The following is a 22,481-nucleotide window of genomic DNA, read 5'->3' as shown; positions in this document are numbered from 1 at the left end:
TGGTGGGTGCCGTGACCAGTCCCGTGGCGGAGGTCGAGGACTTCTCGCTGTCGCTGGTGCGCAACGGCGTCCGCAGCCAGGTGCTGCACCACGTCGACCTGCGGATCCGGCCGGGGGAGATCCTCGGCCTGGTCGGTGAATCCGGTTCGGGGAAGAGCGTTCTCGCGCTCGGCCTGCTCGGGCTGCTCCCCCCGGAGTCCCATCCGGTCACCGAGGGCCGGATCACCGTCGACGGGGTCGACCTGCTGCACGCGGGACGCGACGAGCTCAGGCGCGTCCGTCGCGAGGTGCTCGGCGCGATCTTCCAGGACCCGATGACGTCGCTGAACCCGACCATGCGGATCGGCAGACAAATCGGCGAGGCCACCGGGGACGACGCCGAGTCGGTGCGACTGCTGGAGACCGTCGGCGTGCGCGACGCCGAACTGCGGCTGCGCGTCTACCCGCACGAGCTGTCCGGCGGACTGCGCCAGCGGGTCATGGCGGCCATCGCCGTCGCCGGCCGCCCGCGCCTGATCGTGGCCGACGAACCGACCACGGCACTGGACGTCACCGTGCAGGCGCAACTGCTGGATCTGCTGCGCGAGTTGCGGGACGACTTCGGCTGCTCGGTGCTGTTGATCACCCACGACCTCGGCGTGGCCGACCAAATCGCCGACCGGCTCGCGGTGCTTCACCACGGCGAACTGGTCGAGGTCGGTGCCGCCGCCGACGTCGTGCGCCGACCGCAGCACGACTACACGCGCTCGCTGCTGGCCTCCCGGCTGACCCTGACCACGCCGCGCGACGAACGGTTCACCGACGAATCCGACGCCACCACAACCCAATCCGCCGTCTCGATCCACGCGCTGACCAAGACGTTCGGCGTGGGACGGGGCCGCCGCCGGCACGAGATCACCGCCGTCGACGGCGTCGACCTGGAGATCGGGGCCGGCGAGGCGTTGGCGATCGTGGGGGAGAGCGGTTCGGGAAAGTCGACGCTGCTGCGGATGGTCGCCGGCCTGGAACGGCCCACCTCGGGATCGGTGGAGCTGGCCGGCGACGGCGGACCACAGATGGTGTTCCAGGACGCCGGCTCGTCGCTGACGCCGTGGCTCAGCATCGGCGAAACCCTTGGCGAGCGACTGCGTCCGCTCAAGCTGTCCCGCAATGAGGTGCGCCAACGGGTCACCGACGCGCTCGCCGCGGTCGACCTGCCGCCCGAGGTCGGCAAGGCCCGCCCCGGCGAGCTGTCCGGCGGTCAGCGCCAACGAGTCGGGCTGGCCCGCGCGACGATGATTCCGCCCGCAGTGCTGCTGTGTGACGAGCCCACCAGTGCGCTGGACGCGTCACTCGCCAAGAGCGTGCTGGCCCTCATTCGGGACCTACGGGCCCGGATCGGGATGACGGTCCTGTTCGTCACCCACGACCTGGCCGTCGCGCGCCTCATGGGCGACCGCATCGCGGTGATGCAGTCGGGCCGAGTCGTCGAGTTGGGTCCCGCCGAGCAGGTGGTGTCCGAACCCCGCGACCCCTACACCCGCACCCTGCTGGCCGCAGTCCCGGAGATCGCGTCATGATCGGCGGGCAGGAGCGCAGCGACCCGGGAATCGGCCCAGCCCTGACCCCGCGGTGGCGGCTCAAGCCCGTCGCGATCGGCGGAGCGCATCTGGCCCGGCCGGTGGCGTGGAGCTTGGTCGGCCTGCTGGTCGTGGTGACGCTGGTGGCACTGTTCGCGAAGACGCTCGCGCCGTACGACCCCATCCAGCCGGTCGGTGCGCTCAACCTGCCGCCGCTGAGTCCCGGCCATGTGCTGGGTACCGACGGCATCGGCCGAGACCTGTTGTCCCGCACACTGATCGGCATCCAGGTGAGCTGGCTCAGTGCGCTGGTCGTGGTGGCCAGCGGGCTGCTGATCGGCGGCACGGTCGGCCTGATCGCCGGCGCGACCGGCGGCTGGGTCGACTCCCTGGTGCTGATGCGGATCACCGACCTGTTCCTGGCCCTGCCCGGCGCCCTGGTGGCGATCGCCATCGTCGCCGCGCTGGGTTCGGGGCTGACCAACACCCTCGTCGGCGTGGCCCTGGTGTGGTGGCCGTACTACGCCCGCATCGTGCGCGGCGAGGTCAAGGCGCTCGCCGCCCGTCCGCACGTCGAGGCCGCCCGCCTGGCCAAGGCCGGCCGGGTCCGCATCCTCACCCGGCACCTGCTGCCCGGCGTCGTCCCGACGGCGGTGATCACCGCCAGCCTCGACATCGGCAACGTCGTCCTGCTGCTCGCGGCGCTGTCCTTCCTGGGGCTCGGCCAGCAGGCGCCCGCACCGGAACTCGGCGCCGACACCGCCCGTACGCTGTCCCAGCTGCTGAGCCAGTGGTGGGTGCCCGGCATCCCCGGCCTGGCGGTCCTGCTGCTGACACTGATCGCGAACCTGGGTGGCGACGCCATCCGCAGTCTCATCCCGGTGCGGAGGTAACGGCGATGACGTCCTTTCTGGCCCGTAGGTTCTCGACGGCCGTGCTGATCCTGCTGATCCTGTCGTTCGTCATCTTCCTGCTGCAGTCGGTGTCGCCCGGCGATCCCGCCCGCGCCTACGTTGGCGCCAACGCGTCCCCGGAGATGGTCGCCGCCGAACGGCAACGCCTGGGGCTGAACGACCCGATGCTGGAACAGTTCACCCGGTTCATCGGCGGCTTGTTCACCGGTGACCTCGGTCGCTCGCTGCGCACCCGGCAGCCCGTGACGGCCGACATCGCCACCTATCTGCCCGCCACCGCCGAGCTCGTCGTGGTCGCGTTCCTCATCGCGTTGGCATTGGCCGCGCTGTACGCCCTCTCGGGTGCGCTGCGTTGGCCGGGTGCGTCGGTGGGCCGCGGCGTGCTGTTGGTGCTGGCGACGGCGCCACCGTTCCTGCTCGCGCTGGTCGGCATCATCGTGTTCTTCGGCCAACTGGGCTGGTTGCCTGCCAGGGGCGTCGGCGACTTCCAGGACCCCGGCCCGCTGGGCATGCAACTGGTCGACACCCTGCTGCACGGTCAGGCCGACGCCTTCCTCGACGCGCTGAAACATCTGATCCTCCCCGCGGTGGTGCTGGCCATCGCGCCGGCCGTCGCCATCGGACGGGTGTTCCGGTCGTCACTGCAGGGCGTGCTCGGCGTCGACTACGTCCGAACGGCCCGCTCGAAGGGGCTCAGCGAGACCCGCGTGGTCGTGCACCACGTCGTCCGCAACGCGATCGGGCCGGCGCTGTCCATGGCCGGACTGCAGCTCGGGTTCATGTTCGCCGGCGTGGTCGTCGTCGAACAAATCTTCTCCTGGCCCGGCATCGGCAACTACCTTGCCGCGTCCATCCCGGTCGCCGACTTCCCGGCGATCGCCGGCGTCACGTTGGTGCTGGGAGCGATCTACGTCTTGTCCAACGTCGTCGTCGACCTACTCCAGGCGATCGCCGACCCCCGCATAGCCGCCGAATGAGAAGGAGCACCGCCATGTCCGATCGAGTACCCGTCCGCAGGGGCGTCACGTGGCTTGTCGCCGCTTGTGCCGCAACCACTCTCGTCCTGGCCGGCTGTAGCTCCGGCACCCCCACCGGTGGTGGTGGCGGCGGTGGTGCCGCGGCCCCGACCGACGGCACCCTCACCGTCGGGCTGCTCGGCGACATCGGGCAGCCGCCCGACCCGGACATCTACTACGCCAACAACGGCACCGCCATCATGATCAACGCCTACGAGGGTCTGGTGCAGTACGCGAACAACACCGACACCGTGAAGATCGCGCCCCGCCTGGCCGAGACGTGGGAGGTCAACCCCGGCAACGACGTCTACACCTTCCATTTGCGCAAGGGCGTCACCTTCCACGACGGGACCCCCTTCACCTCCGCCGCAGTCGACGTCGCGTTCAAGCGGCGGATCGCGGTCAAGGGTGGCGCGGCGTACATGGTCGAGGCAGTCAAGAGCGTGACCACCCCGGACGACTACACCGCGGTGATCACGCTGAACAAACCGAACACCGCCTTCCTCAGCTATCTCGCCTCGCCGTTCGGCCCGAAGATGGAGTCGCCGAAGGGACTGAAGGCCAACGCGGGCTCCGACGACGCCCAGACCTACCTGTCCTCCCACGATCTGGGCACCGGTCCGTACCAACTGACCACGGCGCAGACCGGCGTCAAATACGAGATGACCCAGTACGACGGATACTGGGGGGCGAAGTCACCGTTCAAGAAGATCGAATTGCCGGTCTACACCGACGAATCGGCGCTCGAGTTGGCTTTCGACAACGGCACCGTCGACACCATCGTGGCGGCGTTGCCGTCCTCGAGCCTGGACAAGTACGCGTCCAAGGACGGCGTCGCCAACTACTTCCTGCCGACGCTGCAGGGCGCGCTGGTGACGGTGAACTCCAGCCACGAGTTCTTCAAGAACGCCGACGCGCGGGTGGCCTTCCTCAAGTCGATCGACCAGGCCACGCTGGTGAACCAGGTGCTCGGCAAGCGGTCCGAGGTGGCCACCACCATGTACGCCAAGGGCATGATCGCCAATGGTGCTGACAAGCAGGCGATCTCGTACGACGCGGGTGCGCTCAAGGCCTACGTCGCCGCACTGCCGCCCAACGCGCCCAAGACGCTGGTGATCGGCTACGCCAACGGCAACGTCAACGCCCAGTCGATGGCCAACCTGGTGGTCGCGAACCTGCAGACCACCGGAATCACCGCATCGGCGCAGGGATACGACACCTCGACGGTGTTCGGCTGGATCAACGACCCGCCCACCGGTCCCGACGCGTTCATCGACGGCAACAACGGACCCGACGGCGGTGACCCGTACATGTGGGGTCACGTGTTCTGGGACGCCTCGGGCGGTATCAACTACTTCGGGTGCCAGTCCACGGAGGTCAACGACCTGTTGAACCAGGCGCTGGGGACCGGTGACACCGCCACCTACGTCAAGGCCGGCGATCTCTACGGACAGACGGGATGCTTCCTGAACCTGTCGTACAACAAGGACTGGGTGGTGGCCCAGAAGTGGCTGACCGGGGTGCCGGAGAGCCAGAACATCGGCGCCAACGAGTTGAACTTCTCGTTGCTCGGCATCGGCGGGTGACGGCGGGCAGGAGCGAAGCCACCCGGGGCGTGACCGAGCCGGACGAACCGGCGCCGTCGCTGTCGCGGCTGGTCTACTCCACGGTCCGCGAACGGATCATCCTCGGCCAATACCCGCAGGGGAGCCGGCTTCCCGAGCAGCGCATCGGGGAGGAACTGAACGTGTCCCGGGTTCCCCTGCGGGAAGCGGTGCCCTGGCTCGAGCGCGACGGCTTCGTGCAGTCGCGACCGCGCCGGGGCGCCGTGGTGGCCCAGTGGGACGCGAAGGCCATCGACGACCTCTTCGACGTGCGGCTGGCCCTCGAGGCCGGAGCGGCCCGGTACGCGGCCCGCGAGGTCGCCAACGGCGGCGCCCTCGACACGCTGAACGAGGCCCTCGAGCACGCGCAGCAGACCGTAGCCGGCGGCGACGCCTACGCCATCGCCAGGACCAGCACCGCCTTTCACGAAGCGGTGATCGAGACCTCGCGCAACGAGCTCATGACGAGGTTGATGCAGAACATCTCCGGCCGCATCACCTGGCTGTTCTACCTCACCAGCGGGCTGCCCGCCGACGAGGCCTTCCACGACCACGTGCAGCTGCGCGACGCCATCGCCTCGGGCAACGAGCGCGTCGCCGAGTCGGTGGCGTACGCCCACATCGAGCGCGACCGGCTGCCGACCTTCGAGGCGATGCGGGGCCGGCTGGCCTAGCTGACGGTGAGCACGATCTTGCCGCGGAGGTGACCCTCGGCGGCGCGTTCGTGGGCGGCCCGGGCATCCGCGAGGGGAAACGTGCCGTCGACGGCGACGCGCACGGTCCCGTCGTCGAGCAGGCGGCCGAGTTCGGCGAGTTGCGCTCCGTCCGAACGCACCTGGGTCATCGAGACCGTGACCCCGCGCGTCGCGGCCTCGTCGTGGTCGGCGAAACCGGGGAACACCGGGAACAACGCACCGCCCCGCTTCAGCGTCGACAGGAAGCGACCGGTGGTGGGTCCGCCGACGGCGTCGACGACGAGGTCGAGGTCACCGATCACCTCCTCGGGACGAACCGCGGTGTAGTCGACGACCTCGTCGGCGCCGAGCTCGCGCAGGAACGCCTCGTGGGAGCCCGAGGCCACCGCGATCACGTGCGCGCCCCGCCACTTCGCCAGCTGCAGGGCCAGGTGCCCCACGCCGCCGGCGGCGCCGTTGACCAACACCCTGCGACCGTCGAGCGGCACCGGCCGATGTTCCTGCGGCTGAAGCGGATTGGGTGCGTCGTGGCCCACCTCGACCAGGAACTGCCACGCCGTCAGCCCCGACATCGGGGCGCCCGCGGCGTGCACGTGGTCGACGCCGGGGGGCTTGAGTGCCACGTCCGACGCGGGCGCACGGGCGTATTCGGCGTAGGCGGCGCTGTCGCCGAAGCTGGGAAAGCGAAGCATGCCGAAGACGTGGTCGCCGACGGAGAAACCGTCGACGTCCGGCGCCACGGCCGCCACCACTCCCGACACGTCCGATCCGGGAATGGCGGGCAGTGGTATGGACGGCATCAGTTCCGCGGGAAGCCGTTGGTGCTGATACCCGTCGCGCAGATACCAGTCGGGCGGATTGACGCCCACCGCGTGCACGCGGACGAGCACCTCGCCTGGTTCCGGCTCCGGTACCGGCACCGTCTCGTAGCGCAGCACCTCGGGACTGCCGAACTCGTGCAGTCGGATCGCCTTCATGGTGGTCATCGTCGCGACCTCAGGGTGTCGTCGAGCCAGTCGAACATTCGTTGATGGAACAACGTCAAGGCTCCTTCGTGGCAGTGCTCACCCGCACCTTCGGCAGACGTGAAGGCCAGGAACGTCTTCGGGCAGTCCAAGGCGTCGTAGAGCCGGGCGGGCTGACCCTGGAAGAACTGGTCGTCCTCCGCTTCGCAGACCAGCGTCGGACACGAGATCCGGCCGGCGACCTCGGTCAGGTCGTACTTGGCGGCCTCGTCGAGCAGCTCCGCTCCGGAGGCGACGCCGAACACCCAGAGGGCGTTCGAGAGCACCCACCGCAGCGACGTCGGCGCCTCGGCGCGGTGGGCGATCATGGCGTCCAGCCGAGCCGCTCGCTGGGCCGAATCACCCTCGGGCGCATCGGTCTTCGGCATGGCATCGGCCATGCTGATCACACCGTCGTAGGCGATGCACGCCGCGATCCGGGGCTCGAAGGCCGCCGCGCGAGGAGCGAGGTAGCCACCCATGCTCATGCCCATCAGGGCCACGGCGTCGGGGTCGACCCCCGGCAGGGTGAGCGCGAAGTCGACCACCGGCGTGACGACGGCCTCCCAATCGTGGCGGAACGTCAGGCCGTGGTGACGGAGTGCGCTGCCCTGGCCGGGCCCCTCGAAGATCAGGCAGTTCCACCCGTACCGTCGGGCGGCCTCCCCGACGGCGAAGAACAACTCCTCGACGGTCGAGTCGAACCCTCCGTGGGCAAGCAGCGTGGGTCCTGGTTCGTCGCCGGTCACGCCGAGGTAGTACCCGTCGAGGTGGACGCCCTCGTAGGGGATCCGAACCCTCGCCCACTGCGTCTGGACGTCGGGTGCGCTGCGGAAGGTCTCGATGGCGCGGGCCGAGGTGTCCGCGACGCGGGGGTCGTTCGTGGGATCGTCGCGCAGGAAGAACTCTGCGGTGCGGTAGTAGTTGGACGCGCGCAGGTAGGCGCTGTTGGCGCTCACCGGGTGTCCGGCCGCCGCGCAGGCGTCGGCGGTGTCGGCCATGCGATCGGCCAGTGCGCGCCATTCTCGGTACCACGACTCGCCGTCGCCCGGCGTGATGCGCTGAGCGGCGGTGAGGATCTCGCCGACGTCGGCACCGCCGTACGCGGCGTAGCCGAGCGCGCGGAGGGTTTCGAACGAGAAGGACTCGTCGGTTTCGAAGACGACGTGCATGACGACCTCCCTTTATCGCAACTCCATGTTGCGATAAAGTCACGGTGCCACGTGCCGGCAGCTAACGCAACCGTCTGGAGCGATTACACGTGAATCAGCAGGTCAATCGGGGGGTGCGGACCGGGGGTCGCAGCGCCCGGGTACGCGAGGCGGTCCTTGCCGCGACGTTCGACGAACTCGTCGAGACGGGATACGCCGCGCTGAGCATCGAGGCCGTGGCGTCGCGGGCTGGCGTGCACAAGACCACGGTCTACCGGCGCTGGCCCACCCTCGACGACCTGCTGCTGGACGCGCTCGTGACCTGGTCACGAGAGGCACTACCGGTTCCCGACACCGGCAGCATCGACACCGATTTGCTGGCTCTCGGTCGCGAACTGGCCGACGTGCTCAACGACGGCGTCGGGCGTCAGATCGCGGCGTTCGTCCTGACCAGTGGTCTACGGTCGCCCCGGCTCAGCGAGGCGACCCGGCGCTACTTCGACCACCAGGCGCTGCGCGCCGTCCCGACCGTCCGCCAGGCCGTCGACCGAGGCGAGCTCCCCGAGAAGTGCGACGCCGATGCGCTTCTCACCACGTTCCGGGCGCCGCTGTTCTACCGGATGGTCACCACGGGCGATCCCATCGACGAAGCGCTGATCGCCCACGCTGCCCGGGTCGCCCTCAACGCGGCGCGGGCCGGACTGCTGTCCACCTGATCGCGCCCCGCGGGAGCGTCAGCCGATCTCCACCATCGGCAGCGGGATCATCGAGTCCGACCTGACGGTGGCCGACAACCGTTGCCGGCCAAGCGGTTTCCACGCCTGAACCGCGCAGAATGGTGCGCACTGGTCCTGGTCGGACCGGGTGCCCACGTGCACGCAGCACTGGACCAGGCGCTCCTCGAGCATCGTGGACATGTCCATGAACGGCTTGACGGTGATCCGCACGACCCGCTCGCCCAACATCCTCCGCAACCGCCGCCGCCGGCCCGGCAACCCCGACGCGGCCAGTGTCAACAGCGTCGACGCGCCCAGATCGCAGCTCTCGCAGATGCTGCGCCACACCTCGCCCATTTGAGGATGCGACAGCGACGATTGCTCGGAGAGCAGGCCGAGCAGCGATTCTCGGACGGCCAGCCGCATCTCGCGAGGCACCTCGCTGTCGGCGATCCGGTTGGACACCAGCCCGAGATTCTCCTTGAGTCGATCGTGTCCCATCAGTGCGGTCAGCGACCGCCACTGGTCGGAGTCGTCGCGGATCATGTAACCGACCGAACAGCAGTGCGGGTGGGAGCAGGGCAGGGCGGTCAGGTCCCGCCAGCTGACCAGTCCGTCGGTCTGCGGGCCGAGGCGCTTCAGCACGCCGGTATGAGTGAGTCGGTTCATCGGATCGATGACGCCGGAGCGTCCAGACCCAAACTGGGGTTGCACGGAAACGCCACTCACGTAGGGAGTGTCGAGGGCGAGTGTCACGACGTCGCCGATCTCGCCGTCGTTGACTCCCAGCGCCGCCGTCATCACCAGGGTGGTGAAGATCTCGCGCTCGGAGAGGCGACGAACGGCGGCCGCCTTCAGCCCCCGTAGATCGCCGCCGCGGTGGTGTCGCGACGCTTCGGCGGACACGCCGTCGAACTGCAGGTAGACCTCGACTCTTTCGCGATGGCGGGTCAGCAGGTCGAGCAGTTCGTCGTCACGGGCGATGAGAAGTCCGTTGCTGTTGACCAGGATTCGCGTCACGGGACGACGGACCAGTTCGTCGAGCAATTCGGCGAGGCCGGGATGGACGGTGGGCTCCCCGCCGCTGAGCATCACGACGTCGAGCTTGCCGTTCTCGCGCGCCAGCCTCTGGTCGACGTTGGCCAGGATCTCGGCGACCGGAACGATGCCGTGCAGATCGGGGCCCGACTCGGTGAAGCACGTCGGGCAGCGCAGGTTGCATGCCTCGGTGACGTCGGCCAACAGGATGCACGTGTGCTGTGTCTGCATCTCGGGCAGGCCGCGAAGATATGCCGACGGCACCGGATCGAAGTTGCCCGCCACGTCGGGGGTGTGGGTCTTGGTCGGGGCCGTCCATTCCTCCAGGTAGGCGAGGATCTCGGGATCTTCGTCGTACATCGTCCGCACCAGACCGTGGGTGGCGCAAGCCCGTTCGAGCCAGACCTTGCCGTCACGGGCGGCCAGCCAGCCCGACAGTCGCGCGACGTCGGCGAGCGGCCGGTCGGGTTCCTCGGCATGGCAGTGCGGACAGAACGCGTTGACGTAGCGGAGGATTCGATCGTCGCGCAGCGGCATGCCCATGAATCAGATTCCTCCGGTGTACATCTCGGGGTTGAGGCCGGTGCAATAGCCGACGCTGGTGATGGAGAGCAAGGCCCAGCCGATCATCAACCCGATCCCGAGGCCCTTGGCCCACGGCCGCCGAAGCGCGACGAGCCCGGCACCGCCGCCAAGGGCGACGAGGGCGAGGATCACGGCGCCCACCCCCACGACGGCGCCGCCGTGACCCGCGGCGACGACCAGGACGACCAGCCCGACGATCAGGTTGATCGCGCCGAACAGCAGCACGCCGACGACGGCGAGACCGACGACCGTGCCAGTGGTGTTGGGGGGCGGGGGAGGAGGTGGATACCAGCCCGGCGGCGGGGGTGGCGGTTCGAATGGTGGACCGGTCATGACGCAACCCTCTGCCTTCTGGTGATCCCCGCGTAGTAACCGCGGCGGTAGCCGCGATGCAGCCGGAACCCGACGACGACCATGCTGACGAGCAGGAACCATTGCGGCCGGGTCAGATTCAGCCAGACCGTCTCGTTGGCACGGGTGAACTCGACCAGGAACCGAAACACCGAGTACGCCGCGACGTAGAGCACGAACAGCTCACCAGGATGGGTGACGCGCGAACGCAGCCACAGCAGCACACCGAATGCGGCCAGCTGGAAGGCGATTTCGTAGGCGAACGACGGATGCATGGCCTGCCCGGTCAGACAGCCCGGGCACTCCGGAGTGCCGGCCGGGGCGTGAATGCCCCACGGCAGGCTGGTCGGTCGGCCGGGAGCCTCGGTCAGCAGGCAGCCAATGCGACCCACGGCCATGCCCAGCGCGACGGCGGGGGCGAACAGATCACCGGTCTTGCCGCGGTACCCGATGATCCGCTTGGCGACGAGCACGCCGACGTACGCGCCGAGCAGGCCGCCCAGGATGCTGCGGGAGCCGAACGCCCAGGCCTCGGCGAGAGTGGGGTTGAGTCGGGGGTCGAGGTGTTCGACGAGTCCCGAGAGCCGCATCCCCACCGCCCCGCCCACCAGTGCGCCGGTCACCGCGACCAGCGACTCCTCGCCCAGCGCGCCGCGGCGCCTGGCCTCGAGGACGAACACCACGGCGGCGACGAGGACGCCCAGTCCCACGAAGACACCGTGCACCGGGACGTCGAACCAGCCGACGCGCCAGGTCACCCCCATTCGCCTACGGTAGTGCGACGCCCCCGAGGGTGTGCGACGAATGCCCGACGTGTGCGATCGCCCGGCAGTGGGTAGTCGTGGGCCCATGCGACCACTGCGGGCAGTCGTCTCCGTCGTCGTGGCCGCTCTGGTGGCGGTGTCGTGCGCACCGGCCGAGCGAGTGGACCTGGGCCAGGGCTCGGGCAATCTCATCGCCGCGATCGCCGGGGAACCCGACCAACTGGATCCCCAAAAGACCAGTGCGTACTTCTCGTTCGAGGTGCTGGAGAACGTGTTCGACACCCTCGTCGAGCCCGACGCCAACCTGGAGATGAAACCCGCCCTCGCCGAGTCGTGGACGGTGTCACCCGACCAGCTCACCTGGACGTTTCGGTTGCGCACCGGCGTCACCTTCCACGACGGCAGCCCGTTCACCGCCGCCGACGTCGTCTACTCCTACCGGCGGATCATCGACGAAAAGCTGTCCAACGTCGACAAGTTCAGCAGCGTCACCGACGTCAGCGCGCCCGACGAGCACACCGTCGTACTCCGGGTGAAGCAGCCAACGCCCAACCTGCTCACCAACATCGGCGGCTTCAAGGGCATGGCGATCGTGTCCCGCAAGAACGTCGAGAGCGGCCAGATCGCCACCCACCCCGTCGGGACGGGGCCGTTCGAGTTCGTCTCGCAGAAGAGCGGCGACTCGATCGTCCTGCGGGCCAACCCCGCCTACTGGGGCGGCCCACCCAAGATTCCCGGCGTGACGTTCCAGTTCATCGCCGAACCGTCGACCGCCCTGTCGGCGCTTCAGGCCGGCGAGATCGACTGGACGGATTCGGTACCCACCCAACGCATCTCGCAGCTCGAGGGCGACGACTCCCTGCACCTCGCGGTCACGCCGAGCAACGACTACTGGTACCTCGCGCTCAACGAGGCCAAGGCGCCGTGGAACGACCCCCGGGTGCGACAGGCCATCGCCTACGGCATCGACCGCCAGTCCATCGTGCAGGCCACCAGCTACGGGAGCGCGACGGCGAACCAGTTGGCCATCCCCAAGGGCAACCCCTGGTACACACCGTATGACAAGTACCGCTACGACGTCGACGAGGCCAAGCGGCTGCTCGACGAGTCCGGCGCCCACCCCGACCGAATGGACCTTTTGGTCACCAGCGAGTACCCCGAGACGGTGACCGCCGCCCAGGTCATCGCCGACAATCTCAGTCGCCTCGGCATCACCGTGAACATCCGGACCGTCGACTTCGCGACCTGGCTCGACGAGCAGAACTCCGGCAACTTCGACATGCTCATGCTTGGCTGGCTTGGCAACATCGACCCCGACGACTTCTACTACGCCCAACATCACACCGGCGGCGCCAACAACTCGCAGAAGTTCTCCAACCCCGACGTGGACCGGCTCTTGGACGCCGGTCGGGTCGAGATCAATCGTGAACAGCGCCAACGTGATTACGCCCAGGCGGCCACCATCATCGCCGACCAGGTCAGCTACGTCTACCTCTACAACCCGTCGGTCATCCAGGCGTGGACACCGAGGCTGTCGGGATACGAGGCCCGCCGCGACGGTGCGATTCGCTTCAAGACGGCCACCCTGACCGCGGAGGGCGCCTCGTGAGCCGACCGCTGCTGACGTTCTTGGCCCGCCGCCTGGCCTACTCGCTGGTGGTGTTGTTCGGCGTGCTGATCGTCGTCTTCGCCCTCGTCCAGCTCGTGCCGGGCGACCCCGTGCGCATCGCGTTGGGCACGCGCTACACGCCGGAGGCCTACGACGCCCTACGCGCCGCGAGCGGATTGGATCGTCCGCTCTTCCAACAGTTCTTCGGTTACGTCGGCTCGGCGTTGACCGGCAACCTCGGCGTGAGCTTCCGCAACGGCGACCCGGTGACGCAGATCCTGCTCGAGCGCCTCCCCGCGACGGCGTCCCTGGCCGCCTTCGGCATCGTGGTGGCGCTGCTGATCGCCCTGCCCGCCGGCATCTACTCCGCGCTGCGCGACGGCAGGATCGGCGACGTCATCGTGCGGGTCACCAGCCAGTTCGGCGTCTCGATACCGGACTTCTGGATGGGCATCCTGTTGATCGCCCTGTTCTCCACCACGCTGGGCTGGCTGCCGACCTCGGGATACCGTCCGCTTCTCGAGGACCCCGCCGGCTGGTTGAGCCATCTCGTGCTGCCCGGGCTGACCGTGGGATTGGTCGCCGGCGCCATCTTGACGCGCTACGTCCGCTCGGCCGTACTCGAGGTCGCCGCCATGGGATACGTCCGCACGGCGCGCTCCAAGGGGTTGTCGCCCATGGTGGTGACGTTCCGCCACACCGTGCGCAACGCCCTGGTGCCGATTCTGACCATCACCGGCATCCAGCTCGCGACGATCCTCGGTGGCGTCATCGTCGTGGAGGTGGTGTTCGCCTGGCCCGGTCTGGGCCGGCTGGTGTTCAACTCCGTTGCCGCCCGTGACTATCCGGTGATTCAGGGTGCGGTGCTTCTGATCGCGGTGCTGTTCCTCGCGGTCAACCTGGTGGTCGACCTGCTCTACGCCGTCGTCGACCCGAGGATCAGGCTGTCATGACCGAACCCCAGACCGACGACACGGAGACGGGGCGGGTGGGCTCGCTGCGGCTGCTGCTGCGCAACCCCGTCACGGTGGCGAGTACCACCGTCCTCGTCGTGGTGCTCGTCGTCGCCGTCGGTGCGAGCTGGATTGCCCCGTACGGGATCAACGACGTGGACGTGCCGAGCGCGTTGCGCGGGCCCAGCGGCGCGCACTGGTTCGGCACCGACGAACTCGGTCGCGACGTGCTGTCCCGGGTGCTCGTCGCCATCCAGGCCTCGTTGCAGGTCGCCGTCGTGAGCGTGGCCTTCGCCGTGCTGGTCGGCGTCACCGTCGGTGTGGTGGCGGGCTATCGCGGGGGCTGGCTCGACACGGTCGTCATGCGCGTGGTCGACGTCATGTTCGCGTTCCCGGTGCTGCTGCTCGCGCTGGCCATCGTGGCGGTCCTCGGCCCCGGAGTCACCACCACGATGCTCGCGATCGGGGTGGTCTATACGCCGATCTTCGCCAGGGTGGCCCGGGCCAGCACCCTCGGCGTCAGGGTCGAACCCTTCGTGCAGGTGTCGCGCACCATGGGAACCGGCCACCGGTACATCCTGGTGCGGCACGTCCTGCCGAACATCGCGGGGCCCTTGATCGTTCAGACGTCGCTGTCGTTGGCGTTCGCGATCCTCTCCGAGGCGGCGCTGTCGTTTCTGGGGCTGGGCATTCAACCACCCGAACCGTCCCTTGGCCGGATGATCTTCGACTCGCAGGGCTTCGTCACCCTGGCCTGGTGGATGGCGGTGTTCCCCGGCGCGGCGATCTTCGTCATCGTGCTGGCCTTCAACCTGGTAGGGGACGGACTGCGCGACGTGCTCGACCCCAAGCAGCGCACGATGGCCGAAGCGAGGGGCACGCAATGAGCGCGCCCGTGCTGGAGGTCGCCGATCTGCACGTCCGGATCGGCCGCCGGGAGATCGTCGGCGGCGTGTCGCTCGCGGTGGACCGCGAGCAGATCCTCGGCATCGTCGGCGAGTCCGGCTCGGGGAAGTCGATGACGGTGCTCGCCGCGACCGGCCTGCTCGACGCACCCGGTGCCGTCGTTTCAGGCTCCAGTATCCTTGCGGGACAGGGAGATTCAGTACAGCTCGTCGGGGCGGCCGCGCGGACGCTTCGTGGCGTGCACGGCGGCCGGATCGGGTTCGTCTTCCAAGACCCAGGCACGTCGCTCAACCCGTTGCTGACCCTCGAGCGGCAGATCACCGAATCGCTGGAGGCGCACCGTCACCCCACGCGTCGGGAGGCACGCGCCAGGGCGCTGGACCTGCTGGAGGCGGTCGGGCTGCCGAACCCGCAGGATCGGCTCGGCTCGTATCCGCACCAGCTCTCCGGCGGGCAGCGGCAGCGGGTGATGATCGCGATCGCCCTGGCATGTGACCCCGAACTGCTCGTCGCCGACGAACCGACCACCTCGCTCGACGTCACGACCCAGGCTCAGATCGTCGAGCTGGTGCGGGACCTACAGCGCGACTTCGGCACCGCCGTGGTGTGGATCAGCCACGACCTGGGCGTGATCGGGCAGGTCGCCGACGACGTCACCGTTCTGCACGACGGCGAGGTGGTCGAGCAGGCCACCGTCCTCGACGTGTTCGACCGTCCGCAGCAGCCCTACACGCGCCGCCTCCTGGAGGCTCGGCCGCTGATCGGGTCGCCGGGCCCGCCGCCGGTGCCGGACGACGCCGCGGTGCTGCTCGAGGTGTCGGATCTCGACGTGCGGTTCCCGGTGACCACCCCGGCCGGCCGGTCCACGGTCCACGCGGTCCAGGACCTGTCCTTTCGGATCCGCCGCGGTTCCACCCTGGGCCTGGTGGGGGAGTCCGGATCGGGCAAGTCGACCGTCGCCGCAGCGCTGACGGGGTTGGTCCGACCCGACGCCGGCCACGTCACCCTCGACGGCGTCGACGTGCTCGCGGTGAGCCGGCGCGCGGAGAAGTCCCTGCGGCGACGCATCGGCTTGGTGCTGCAGGATCCGTTTGCCTCGCTGAATCCGCGGATGCCGGTCGGGGTGTCCGTCGGTGAGCCCCTGGCGGTGCACGGCCTGGCCAACGGCAAGGCCGGCCGCCGCGAGCGGGTCGACGAGCTGCTCGACCTGGTGGGCCTGCCGTCGTCGTTCGCCACGCGGTATCCGCACGAGCTGTCCGGCGGTCAACGACAGCGGGTGAGCATCGCCCGGGCGCTGGCGCTGGAGCCCGACTTGCTGATCCTCGACGAATCCACCGCGTCCCTGGACGTCTCGGTCCAGGCTCAGGTCCTCGACCTGCTGGCCGATCTGCAGCGACGGCTGGGCCTGACCTTCTTGTTCATCGGCCACGACCTGGCCGTGATCCAGCAGGTCAGCCACGACGTGCTGGTCATGAGAGCGGGCAAGGCCGTCGAGTACCGCCCGGCCGCCGAGCTGTTCGCCGAGCCCCGCGACGAGTACACCCGCGCGCTGCTCGACGCGGTCCCGCCGACCCGCCCTCGGGTGTAACGAATCCGTCCTGGCGCCGATGTCCTTGATGGGGACTGATGCCACGGTCACTGGTCGGCGACCAGTGGTGCGGGGGAGTAGATCGTAAGGAGTCGATGCACGATGCGTGCGCCAGCGAAGACGTCACTGAAGATTTGCCACACGCGGACCGCGTGCGCCGTGCTGGCCTCCGGTGTGGTGATCTCCCTGACGGCGCTGACCGGCGGGGTGGCCCCCGCCTTTGCGAAACCGGGTGACGAACCCTCGGTGCCGACGACCACGATCGCACCGGAGCCACCCGCCGCGGCGACCCAGGCCCCCGCCGAGAAGCCCACCGAGAAGGCCCCGCCCGCCGAGGCTCCGGCGCCGGCCGTCCAACCGACCACCGAGGCGCCGGCCCCGGCCGTCGAGCCCACCCAGGAGCCGACGGCAGAGGCACCGAAGCAGACCCGGGCGCCGGAGCCCGTCGCGCCCGAACCGGCACCCGAACCCGAACCCGCCGCTACCAGCACCGCGCCCGCGCCTCAGCGTGAGGCGCCGGTGACCTCGGCGACCAAGAGCCCGACCACGTCCACGCCGGCCACTACCAACGCCCCGTCGCCGTCGTCCTCCTCGGCCACCCCGTCGCCGTCGTCGACGACTCCGTCCAGCCAGGCACCCGAGACCACCGACGGTTCGGCCGCGGCGAGAACCGAGTCCTCGACGACCACGTCGCCGTCCGGCTCCAGCACCGCCGAGTCGTCGTCGGCCACGGAATCCTCCACGTCGTCGGGGTCGTCGTCGCCGGAGTCGTCGTCCGGATCCTCCTCGTCGGAGTCGTCTTCGGAGTCCGCGTCGGCGACCAGTGGCAGCGCGCGCGAGTCCTCGTCGGACTCCTCGTCGGCCGCAGCGTTCCCGAAGGTCATCGAGAAGGTCGCACCGCAGACGCTCGATGCGCCCGAGGCCGACGTGCAGGCCGCCAAGATCGCCAAGGTGGTCGAGGAGAAGCCCGCCGAGGCTGCCCCACAGGAGATCCAGAACGTCGCGCGCATCATCGATCTGCCGAACCGCGACGTCGACCCGTTCAACCGGGACGGCGCGCGCAACGACGACCGAGTCCGCCTCGCCGGCGGCTGGGATCGCAACGTCCGCCAGTGGCGACCCGACTGGGTCGAGTACGACGAGTACTACCGCCCGGTGCTGAGCAACCCGTACCGCGATCCGATGCGGATCGTCTACGTCTACCAGAATGCTCCGCGCATCGCGTTCATCCCGCCGCTGGGCAGGATCGTGCTCGAGGTCGCGCAGTTCGCGGCCTACAGCTTCACGGCGTTGGTGACCAACCCGATCAACGAAGTCCTCAACGTCGCGGTCGGCAGCTTCTTCGGCGGCGGGTACTTCCCGGGCGTCGGACTGCCGCTGCCGCCACCCCCGCCGCCGCTGCTGAACTACGCGAACGTGCCCGTTCAGGTGCGCTATCCCGACGCCACCTACCAGCCGTTCCGGGTGTCGAAGATCGTCGACGTGGGTCCCGACCGCCAGTACGGCGAGCAGAAGGTGCTCCTCGACGGCGTGACCCCCGCGTGGGGCGAGTGGAAGCAGACCCCCTCCGGGGAGCGCAGTTTCGAGGTGCACAAGACTCAGCAGTTCCCCGGTCTGGACGACCCGCGGCCGGGACCGCTGCCCGGGGACTACCAGCTGACGCTGGCCTCGGACGAGTCGCCGTCGGGGATGAACAAGCGTGACGTCTACCTGGTCGCGGTGGCCGTGGCGTGTGGCGCGCTGAGCATCGGCGCGGTCGCGCTCGCGGTGTTCATGGGCCGCCGCCGGCGCCCGATGCACTAGGCCGCAGAACGACGAATGGCCGCCGAGTCTCGAGACTCGGCGGCCATTCTCGACTCTGCGGTGACTGCGACGACGTACGAGTAGCGGTCGCAGTACACGCAGAGTCGAGACGACGCTAGGGCGTGACTTCCCAGTTCCAGACGGACATGTCGCCCTTGGGGTAGTTCATGCAGACGTCGGTGGCCTTGGCGACGACGCCCTTGTTGTTGAAGAAGAGCTTGGCCCAGTTGCCCCAGTGCGTGGCCACGTTCTCGTAGTAGACGTTGGTCGCGGTGTCCTCGGAGTACTGGCGACGGGCGACCGGGTCCAGCGAGAAGAACCAGTGGATGCGGTCGAAGGCCTGCTGCTGGACGTCGGCGGGCCGGTTGCTCCGGTCGATCATGTACCGCTCGAAGTACACCGGGCTGGTGTCGCGCGCGGCTGCCATGTACTGCTCGGTGTCGCAGGTGGTGATGATCATCCGGTGTGGAATCGGGAAGTCGTCGGTGGCGTCGGCGGATGCCGGACCCGCCAGCGACGTCGCGGCGATGCCACACGAGGCGGCCGCCAGAACACTTCGCAGCGCGATGGTGCGCAGAGCCTTCTTCATGTCTTCTCTCCTCATGCCGTTGGGGCGGGTTCGGTCTTGGTGATCGGGCTCGGCCATGGTTCTGGTTTGGGCCTCTGTCGAACCGGGGTCGGCCACCAGAACCACTTTCCGAGCATCGCCGCGATGGCCGGTGTCATGAACGACCGGACCACCAGGGTGTCGAACAACAGGCCGAGACCAATGGTGGTGCCGACCTGGCCGATGACGGTCAGACTGCTGACCGCCATGGACATCATGGTGAACGCGAACACCAAACCGGCCGACGTCACCACGGACCCGGTACCGCCCATGGATCTGATGATGCCCGTATTCAGGCCGGCGTGTATCTCTTCCTTGAAACGAGACACCAGCAGCAGGTTGTAGTCCGCGCCGACCGCCAACAGGATGATCACGGACATCGCCATCACCATCCAGTGCAGCTCGGTGGCCAGGAAGTGCTGCCAGATGAGCACCGACAGACCAAACGAGGCGCCCAGCGACAGCACCACGGTGCCGACGATCACCGCCGAGGCCACCACCGCCCTGGTGATGAGCAACATGATGATGAAGATCAGGGCCAGCGAGGCGATGCCGGCGATCAAGAGGTCGTAGGTGTTGCCGTCGGACATGTCCTTGAACGTCGCGGCGGTTCCCGCGAGGTAGATCCTCGATCCCTCCAGCGGCGTGCCCTTGATGGCTTCCTTCGCCGCCTGCTTGATCGACTCGATGTGCGAGATGCCCTCTTCGCTCATCGGGTCGCCCTCGTGGCTGATGATGAAGCGCACCGAGTGGCCGTCGGGCGAGATGAAGTTCTTCATGCCCTTCTTGAACTCGGGGTTGTCGAAGATCTCCGGTGGCAGATAGAACGAGTCGTCGTTCTTCGACGCGTCGAACGCCTCGCCCATCGCGGACTGGTTCTCCTGCATCGCGGCCATCTGATCCGACATGCCCTTTTGGGTCTGGTACATCGTCAGCATCATGGTCTTCATCGACTTCATGGTCGCCAGCATCGGCGGCAGCGACGCCATCAGCTGCGGCATCAACCGGTCCAGGGCGTCGAGGTTGGTGACGAGCCCGCCGAGCTGGTCGCTGAGCGCGTCGATGCCGTCGAGGGTGTCGAACACCGACCGCGTCGCCCAGCACAGCGGGATGTCGTAGCAGTGCGGCTCCCAGTACAGGTAGGCGCGGATCGGTCGGAAGAAGTCGTCGAAGTTGGCGATGTTGTCGCGCAACTCGTTGGTCGTGGCGACCATGTCCTTGGTCTTCAGCGTCAGGTCGTGGGTGACGTCGTTGAGCTGCTTCATCAGGACCAGCATGTGCTCGAGGTTCTCGATCATGCCCTGCATCTCGTCGGCCTGCTTGAGCATGCTGGCGAACGAATCCTGTTGGTACTTCAGGTTCATCTGCTGCGTGGTGCCCTGCATGCTGATCTGGAACGGGATCGAGGTGTGCTCGATCGGCGTGCCAAGTGGCCGGGTGATCGCCTGGACCCGGCCGATGCCCGGGGTCTTGAAGACCGCCTTGGCGATCTTGTCGACGACCAGGAAGTCCGCCGAGTTCCGGAGGTCGTGATCGCTTTCGATCATCAACAGCTCGGGGTTCAGCCGCGCCTGCGAGAAGTGCCGGTCGGCGGCGGCGTAGCCCTCGTTGGCCGGCAGGTCGGGCGGCAGGTAGTTGCGGTCGTTGAAGTTGGTGCGGTAGCCCGGCAGGGTCAGCAGGCCGACGAGGGCCAGCGCGATCGTGGCCACCAGGATCGGACCGGGCCAGCGGACGACCATCGCGCCGATCTTGCGCCACCCGCGGGTGCGCAGCGCCCGCTTGGGTTCGAGCAGACCGAAGCGGCTGGCGATGGTGACCACCGCGGGGCCCAGCGTCAGCGCGCAGGCGACCACGATGATCATGCCGATCGCCAGCGGCACGCCGAGGGTCTGGAAGTAGGGCAGCCGGGTGAAGCTGAGGCAGAAGGTGGCGCCCGCGATGGTCAGGCCGGAGCCGAGCACGACGTGCGCCGTGCCGTTGAACATCGTGTAGTAGGCGTCTTCCTTGTCCTCGCCGAGACTTCGCGCTTCCTGATATCGGCCCAACAGGAAGATGGCGTAGTCCGTCGCCGCGGCGATCGCGAGGGTGACCAGGAGGTTGGTCGCGAACGTCGAGAGGCCGATGATGTCGTGGTAGCCGAGGAAGGCGACGATGCCGCGGGCCGCCGACAGTTCCAGCACCACCATGACCAGAGTGATCAGCACCGTGACGATGGATCGGTAGACGAGCAACAGCATGACGATGATGACGGTGAACGTCACGGCCTCGATGAGCTTGAGGCTCTTGTCGCTGGCGATGTTCTGGTCGGCCGAGAGCGCCGCGGGTCCGGTGACGTAGGCGGTGATGCCGTCCGGTGGCTTCAGGTTGCCGACGATCTTCTGCACGGCCTCCACGGAGTCGTTGGCCAGCGCTTCACCCTGGTTGCCCGCCAGGTACACCTGGACGTACATCGCCTTGCCGTCGCTGCTCTGCGAGCCCGCCGCGGACAGCGGATCGCTCCACATGTCGTTGACGTGTTCGACGTGCTTGGTGTCGGCCTCGAGGTCCTTGACCATGCCGTCGTAGAAGTCGTGCGCCGACTGCCCGAGCTTGTCCTTGCCCTCGAGGACGATCATGACCGAGCTGTTGGACTTGAATTCCTTGAACGTCGCGCCGATGTGCTGCATCGCGATCACCGAGGGGGCGTCGTTCGGGCTCATGGACACCGAGCGCAGCTTGCCGACCGCTTCGAGCTGGGGGACCAGCACGTTGCCGAGGGCGATGATGACGATCCAGCCGAGAATGATCGGCAGCGCGAAGGTGCGGATGAAGCGTGGCAGCCGGTGGCGGGTCGGGTTCACCGCGGGTCCCGACGTGGGGATGGCGTCGGTCGTCGGTTCGTGGTCGGACGAACGGTCGTGCGGCTCGGTCATGCGTTCTTCGCCAGGCAGAAGGTCTGGGCGTTCACGCCGTTCGTCGTCCTCTCGTCCTTGACCTCGTCGTCGACGGTGATCCGGCACGAGATCGAACTACCGTCGCCCTGGGCCACCACGTTGGGCAGGACGGAGGGGGCGGTGGTGCTCAGCGTCAACGACCACGGCAGGGCGGCGCCGTCGACCCGAACCGGCTTGGAGTCCAGGTCGAGATAGTTGATGTCCGCGTAGGTACCGGTGCCGAAGATCTCGTACTTCACGACCTTGGGGTTGAACGGCTCGGCGTCGTCGGCGAAGTTCTTCGGCGTGACGAGGATCGGGTTCATGCCGAAGAACGTGCGTACGCGATGAACGGTGAATCCGGCGATCACGATGACGATCACGATCACGATCGGGATCCACGCCCTGCGCAAAACCTTGGTCATAACCCCTACTCGGAATATTCCTGAGATTGAAATGAGAGATTAGCCTATATAACTGTATGGTGTGGAATCGCGACCTGTGCCTTCGGCGCCGCGCCAGCGTGACGTCCCGCACAACCGCTCTACCGTGTGATCCAGGCAATCCGGATCATGCTGTCGCGCAGCACTTTTGAGATCGACAGAGAAGGATCCGGCTATGAAGGCCTTGACGCGTTTTGGACTGTCTGCGGTGGCGGCGTGCTCGATGGTGGTGGGTGCGGTGGCGCCGGCGAATGCCGATCCGG

The 22,481-nt window shown here is 68.1% G+C and carries 22 protein-coding genes; 11 read left to right on the top strand and 11 right to left on the bottom strand.

Annotation, left to right across the window (positions count from 1 at the left end; all coding sequences use genetic code 11):
• The first annotated feature begins 11 nt into the window (after nt 1-11).
• The 5 genes from H7J06_RS29080 to H7J06_RS29060 are packed head-to-tail and all read left to right on the top strand — an operon-like array spanning nt 12 to nt 5,767.
• On the top strand, nt 12-1,559 hold the full coding sequence (locus H7J06_RS29080; protein ID WP_264042985.1) for an ATP-binding cassette domain-containing protein: 1,548 nt from the start codon (nt 12-14) through the stop codon (nt 1,557-1,559).
• A complete protein-coding gene (locus H7J06_RS29075; RefSeq protein ID WP_264042983.1) occupies nt 1,556-2,452 on the top strand; it encodes an ABC transporter permease in 897 nt (298 codons plus the stop codon). Before H7J06_RS29080 ends, H7J06_RS29075 begins: the two co-directional genes overlap by 4 nt.
• A gap of 5 nt (nt 2,453-2,457) precedes the next feature.
• Nucleotides 2,458-3,450, top strand: coding sequence for an ABC transporter permease (locus H7J06_RS29070; RefSeq protein WP_264042981.1), 993 nt, complete (start codon nt 2,458-2,460; stop codon nt 3,448-3,450).
• 14 nt (nt 3,451-3,464) lie between these two features.
• A complete protein-coding gene (locus tag H7J06_RS29065; protein ID WP_264042979.1) occupies nt 3,465-5,075 on the top strand; it encodes an ABC transporter substrate-binding protein in 1,611 nt (536 codons plus the stop codon).
• 29 nt (nt 5,076-5,104) lie between these two features.
• On the top strand, nt 5,105-5,767 hold the full coding sequence (locus H7J06_RS29060) for a GntR family transcriptional regulator (RefSeq protein WP_264042977.1): 663 nt from the start codon (nt 5,105-5,107) through the stop codon (nt 5,765-5,767).
• Here H7J06_RS29060 and H7J06_RS29055 read toward each other — a convergent pair.
• Both H7J06_RS29055 and H7J06_RS29050 read right to left on the bottom strand, forming a co-directional pair.
• Nucleotides 5,764-6,774 carry an NADP-dependent oxidoreductase gene (locus H7J06_RS29055; protein WP_264042975.1) on the bottom strand — a complete coding sequence of 337 codons (1,011 nt, stop codon included), beginning with the start codon at nt 6,772-6,774 and terminating at the stop codon, nt 5,764-5,766. The two genes, H7J06_RS29060 and H7J06_RS29055, sit on opposite strands and share 4 nt — an antisense overlap.
• Nucleotides 6,771-7,964, bottom strand: a complete 1,194-nt coding sequence (locus tag H7J06_RS29050) for an alpha/beta hydrolase family protein (protein ID WP_264042973.1) — start codon at nt 7,962-7,964, stop codon at nt 6,771-6,773. The genes H7J06_RS29055 and H7J06_RS29050 overlap by 4 nt, the downstream gene beginning before the upstream one ends.
• An 89-nt stretch (nt 7,965-8,053) precedes the next feature.
• On the opposite strand from H7J06_RS29050, the gene H7J06_RS29045 reads away from it, so the two are divergent.
• A complete protein-coding gene (locus H7J06_RS29045; RefSeq protein WP_264042971.1) occupies nt 8,054-8,659 on the top strand; it encodes a TetR/AcrR family transcriptional regulator in 606 nt (201 codons plus the stop codon).
• 18 nt (nt 8,660-8,677) lie between these two features.
• On the opposite strand, the gene H7J06_RS29040 is transcribed toward H7J06_RS29045, so the two are convergent.
• From H7J06_RS29040 to H7J06_RS29030, 3 genes are read right to left on the bottom strand one after another with little or no spacing between them, the layout of a single operon-like run.
• Entirely contained in the window at nt 8,678-10,234 is a 1,557-nt protein-coding gene (locus H7J06_RS29040; protein WP_264043128.1) for a radical SAM protein, read from the bottom strand.
• Between the two features lie 9 nt (nt 10,235-10,243).
• Nucleotides 10,244-10,615, bottom strand: a complete 372-nt coding sequence (locus H7J06_RS29035; protein ID WP_264042969.1) for a hypothetical protein — start codon at nt 10,613-10,615, stop codon at nt 10,244-10,246.
• On the bottom strand, nt 10,612-11,397 hold the full coding sequence (locus H7J06_RS29030) for a prolipoprotein diacylglyceryl transferase (protein ID WP_264042967.1): 786 nt from the start codon (nt 11,395-11,397) through the stop codon (nt 10,612-10,614). The genes H7J06_RS29035 and H7J06_RS29030 overlap by 4 nt, the downstream gene beginning before the upstream one ends.
• An 85-nt stretch (nt 11,398-11,482) precedes the next feature.
• Here H7J06_RS29030 and H7J06_RS29025 point away from each other — a divergent pair, with 85 nt between their 5' ends.
• The 4 genes from H7J06_RS29025 to H7J06_RS29010 are packed head-to-tail and all read left to right on the top strand — an operon-like array spanning nt 11,483 to nt 16,453.
• Nucleotides 11,483-13,006, top strand: a complete 1,524-nt coding sequence (locus tag H7J06_RS29025) for an ABC transporter substrate-binding protein (RefSeq protein ID WP_264042965.1) — start codon at nt 11,483-11,485, stop codon at nt 13,004-13,006.
• Nucleotides 13,003-13,959 carry an ABC transporter permease gene (locus tag H7J06_RS29020; protein WP_264042963.1) on the top strand — a complete coding sequence of 319 codons (957 nt, stop codon included), beginning with the start codon at nt 13,003-13,005 and terminating at the stop codon, nt 13,957-13,959. The genes H7J06_RS29025 and H7J06_RS29020 overlap by 4 nt, the downstream gene beginning before the upstream one ends.
• A complete protein-coding gene (locus H7J06_RS29015; RefSeq protein WP_264042961.1) occupies nt 13,956-14,846 on the top strand; it encodes an ABC transporter permease in 891 nt (296 codons plus the stop codon). Before H7J06_RS29020 ends, H7J06_RS29015 begins: the two co-directional genes overlap by 4 nt.
• The gene (locus H7J06_RS29010; RefSeq protein ID WP_264042960.1) at nt 14,843-16,453 is read left to right on the top strand and encodes an ABC transporter ATP-binding protein; all 1,611 of its coding nucleotides are present in this window, start codon (nt 14,843-14,845) and stop codon (nt 16,451-16,453) included. Before H7J06_RS29015 ends, H7J06_RS29010 begins: the two co-directional genes overlap by 4 nt.
• 47 nt (nt 16,454-16,500) lie before the next feature.
• On the opposite strand, the gene H7J06_RS29005 is transcribed toward H7J06_RS29010, so the two are convergent.
• Both H7J06_RS29005 and H7J06_RS29000 read right to left on the bottom strand, forming a co-directional pair.
• Complete coding sequence (locus H7J06_RS29005) at nt 16,501-16,944, bottom strand: hypothetical protein (protein ID WP_264042959.1); 444 nt, start codon at nt 16,942-16,944, stop codon at nt 16,501-16,503.
• Nucleotides 16,945-16,956: 12 nt separating this feature from the next.
• Nucleotides 16,957-17,337, bottom strand: a complete 381-nt coding sequence (locus H7J06_RS29000; protein ID WP_264042958.1) for a hypothetical protein — start codon at nt 17,335-17,337, stop codon at nt 16,957-16,959.
• A 43-nt stretch (nt 17,338-17,380) separates the two neighbouring features.
• Here H7J06_RS29000 and H7J06_RS28995 point away from each other — a divergent pair, with 43 nt between their 5' ends.
• Nucleotides 17,381-18,256 carry a hypothetical protein gene (locus H7J06_RS28995; RefSeq protein WP_264042957.1) on the top strand — a complete coding sequence of 292 codons (876 nt, stop codon included), beginning with the start codon at nt 17,381-17,383 and terminating at the stop codon, nt 18,254-18,256.
• A 115-nt stretch (nt 18,257-18,371) separates the two neighbouring features.
• On the opposite strand, the gene H7J06_RS28990 is transcribed toward H7J06_RS28995, so the two are convergent.
• From H7J06_RS28990 to H7J06_RS28975, 4 genes are all read right to left on the bottom strand, one after another.
• Complete coding sequence (locus tag H7J06_RS28990; RefSeq protein WP_264042955.1) at nt 18,372-18,845, bottom strand: DUF5078 domain-containing protein; 474 nt, start codon at nt 18,843-18,845, stop codon at nt 18,372-18,374.
• An 11-nt stretch (nt 18,846-18,856) separates the two neighbouring features.
• Nucleotides 18,857-21,775: an MMPL/RND family transporter gene (locus tag H7J06_RS28985; RefSeq protein ID WP_264042953.1), complete on the bottom strand. Its 2,919-nt coding sequence runs from the start codon at nt 21,773-21,775 to the stop codon at nt 18,857-18,859.
• The gene (locus H7J06_RS28980; protein ID WP_264042951.1) at nt 21,772-22,200 is read right to left on the bottom strand and encodes an MmpS family transport accessory protein; all 429 of its coding nucleotides are present in this window, start codon (nt 22,198-22,200) and stop codon (nt 21,772-21,774) included. The genes H7J06_RS28985 and H7J06_RS28980 overlap by 4 nt, the downstream gene beginning before the upstream one ends.
• Before the next feature lie 39 nt (nt 22,201-22,239).
• On the bottom strand, nt 22,240-22,481 hold a 242-nt coding region (locus tag H7J06_RS28975; protein WP_264042949.1), incomplete at its 5' end, for a hypothetical protein.

The sequence above is a fragment of the Mycolicibacterium hodleri genome (genome assembly GCF_025822245.1).
GTDB classification, from domain to species: domain Bacteria; phylum Actinomycetota; class Actinomycetes; order Mycobacteriales; family Mycobacteriaceae; genus Mycobacterium; species Mycobacterium hodleri.
The sequence above is the reverse complement of the archived record's forward strand: the minus strand, read 5'-3'. Positions and strand labels throughout refer to the sequence as shown.

Excerpts from the sequence above, each read along its gene's own strand:
- H7J06_RS29075 (WP_264042983.1), top strand. The coding sequence starts at position 1,556 with ATGATCGGCGGGCAGGAGCGCAGCGACCCGGGAATCGGCCCAGCCCTG.
- H7J06_RS29070 (WP_264042981.1), top strand. The coding sequence starts at position 2,458 with ATGACGTCCTTTCTGGCCCGTAGGTTCTCGACGGCCGTGCTGATCCTG.
- H7J06_RS29065 (WP_264042979.1), top strand. The coding sequence starts at position 3,465 with ATGTCCGATCGAGTACCCGTCCGCAGGGGCGTCACGTGGCTTGTCGCC.
- H7J06_RS29055 (WP_264042975.1), bottom strand. The coding sequence starts at position 6,774 with ATGACCACCATGAAGGCGATCCGACTGCACGAGTTCGGCAGTCCCGAG.
- H7J06_RS29050 (WP_264042973.1), bottom strand. The coding sequence starts at position 7,964 with ATGCACGTCGTCTTCGAAACCGACGAGTCCTTCTCGTTCGAAACCCTC.
- H7J06_RS29040 (WP_264043128.1), bottom strand. The coding sequence starts at position 10,234 with ATGCCGCTGCGCGACGATCGAATCCTCCGCTACGTCAACGCGTTCTGT.
- H7J06_RS29035 (WP_264042969.1), bottom strand. The coding sequence starts at position 10,615 with ATGACCGGTCCACCATTCGAACCGCCACCCCCGCCGCCGGGCTGGTAT.
- H7J06_RS29030 (WP_264042967.1), bottom strand. The coding sequence starts at position 11,397 with ATGGGGGTGACCTGGCGCGTCGGCTGGTTCGACGTCCCGGTGCACGGT.
- H7J06_RS29025 (WP_264042965.1), top strand. The coding sequence starts at position 11,483 with ATGCGACCACTGCGGGCAGTCGTCTCCGTCGTCGTGGCCGCTCTGGTG.
- H7J06_RS29015 (WP_264042961.1), top strand. The coding sequence starts at position 13,956 with ATGACCGAACCCCAGACCGACGACACGGAGACGGGGCGGGTGGGCTCG.
- H7J06_RS29010 (WP_264042960.1), top strand. The coding sequence starts at position 14,843 with ATGAGCGCGCCCGTGCTGGAGGTCGCCGATCTGCACGTCCGGATCGGC.
- H7J06_RS29000 (WP_264042958.1), bottom strand. The coding sequence starts at position 17,337 with ATGACCTTCGGGAACGCTGCGGCCGACGAGGAGTCCGACGAGGACTCG.
- H7J06_RS28990 (WP_264042955.1), bottom strand. The coding sequence starts at position 18,845 with ATGAAGAAGGCTCTGCGCACCATCGCGCTGCGAAGTGTTCTGGCGGCC.
- H7J06_RS28985 (WP_264042953.1), bottom strand. The coding sequence starts at position 21,775 with ATGACCGAGCCGCACGACCGTTCGTCCGACCACGAACCGACGACCGAC.
- H7J06_RS28980 (WP_264042951.1), bottom strand. The coding sequence starts at position 22,200 with ATGACCAAGGTTTTGCGCAGGGCGTGGATCCCGATCGTGATCGTGATC.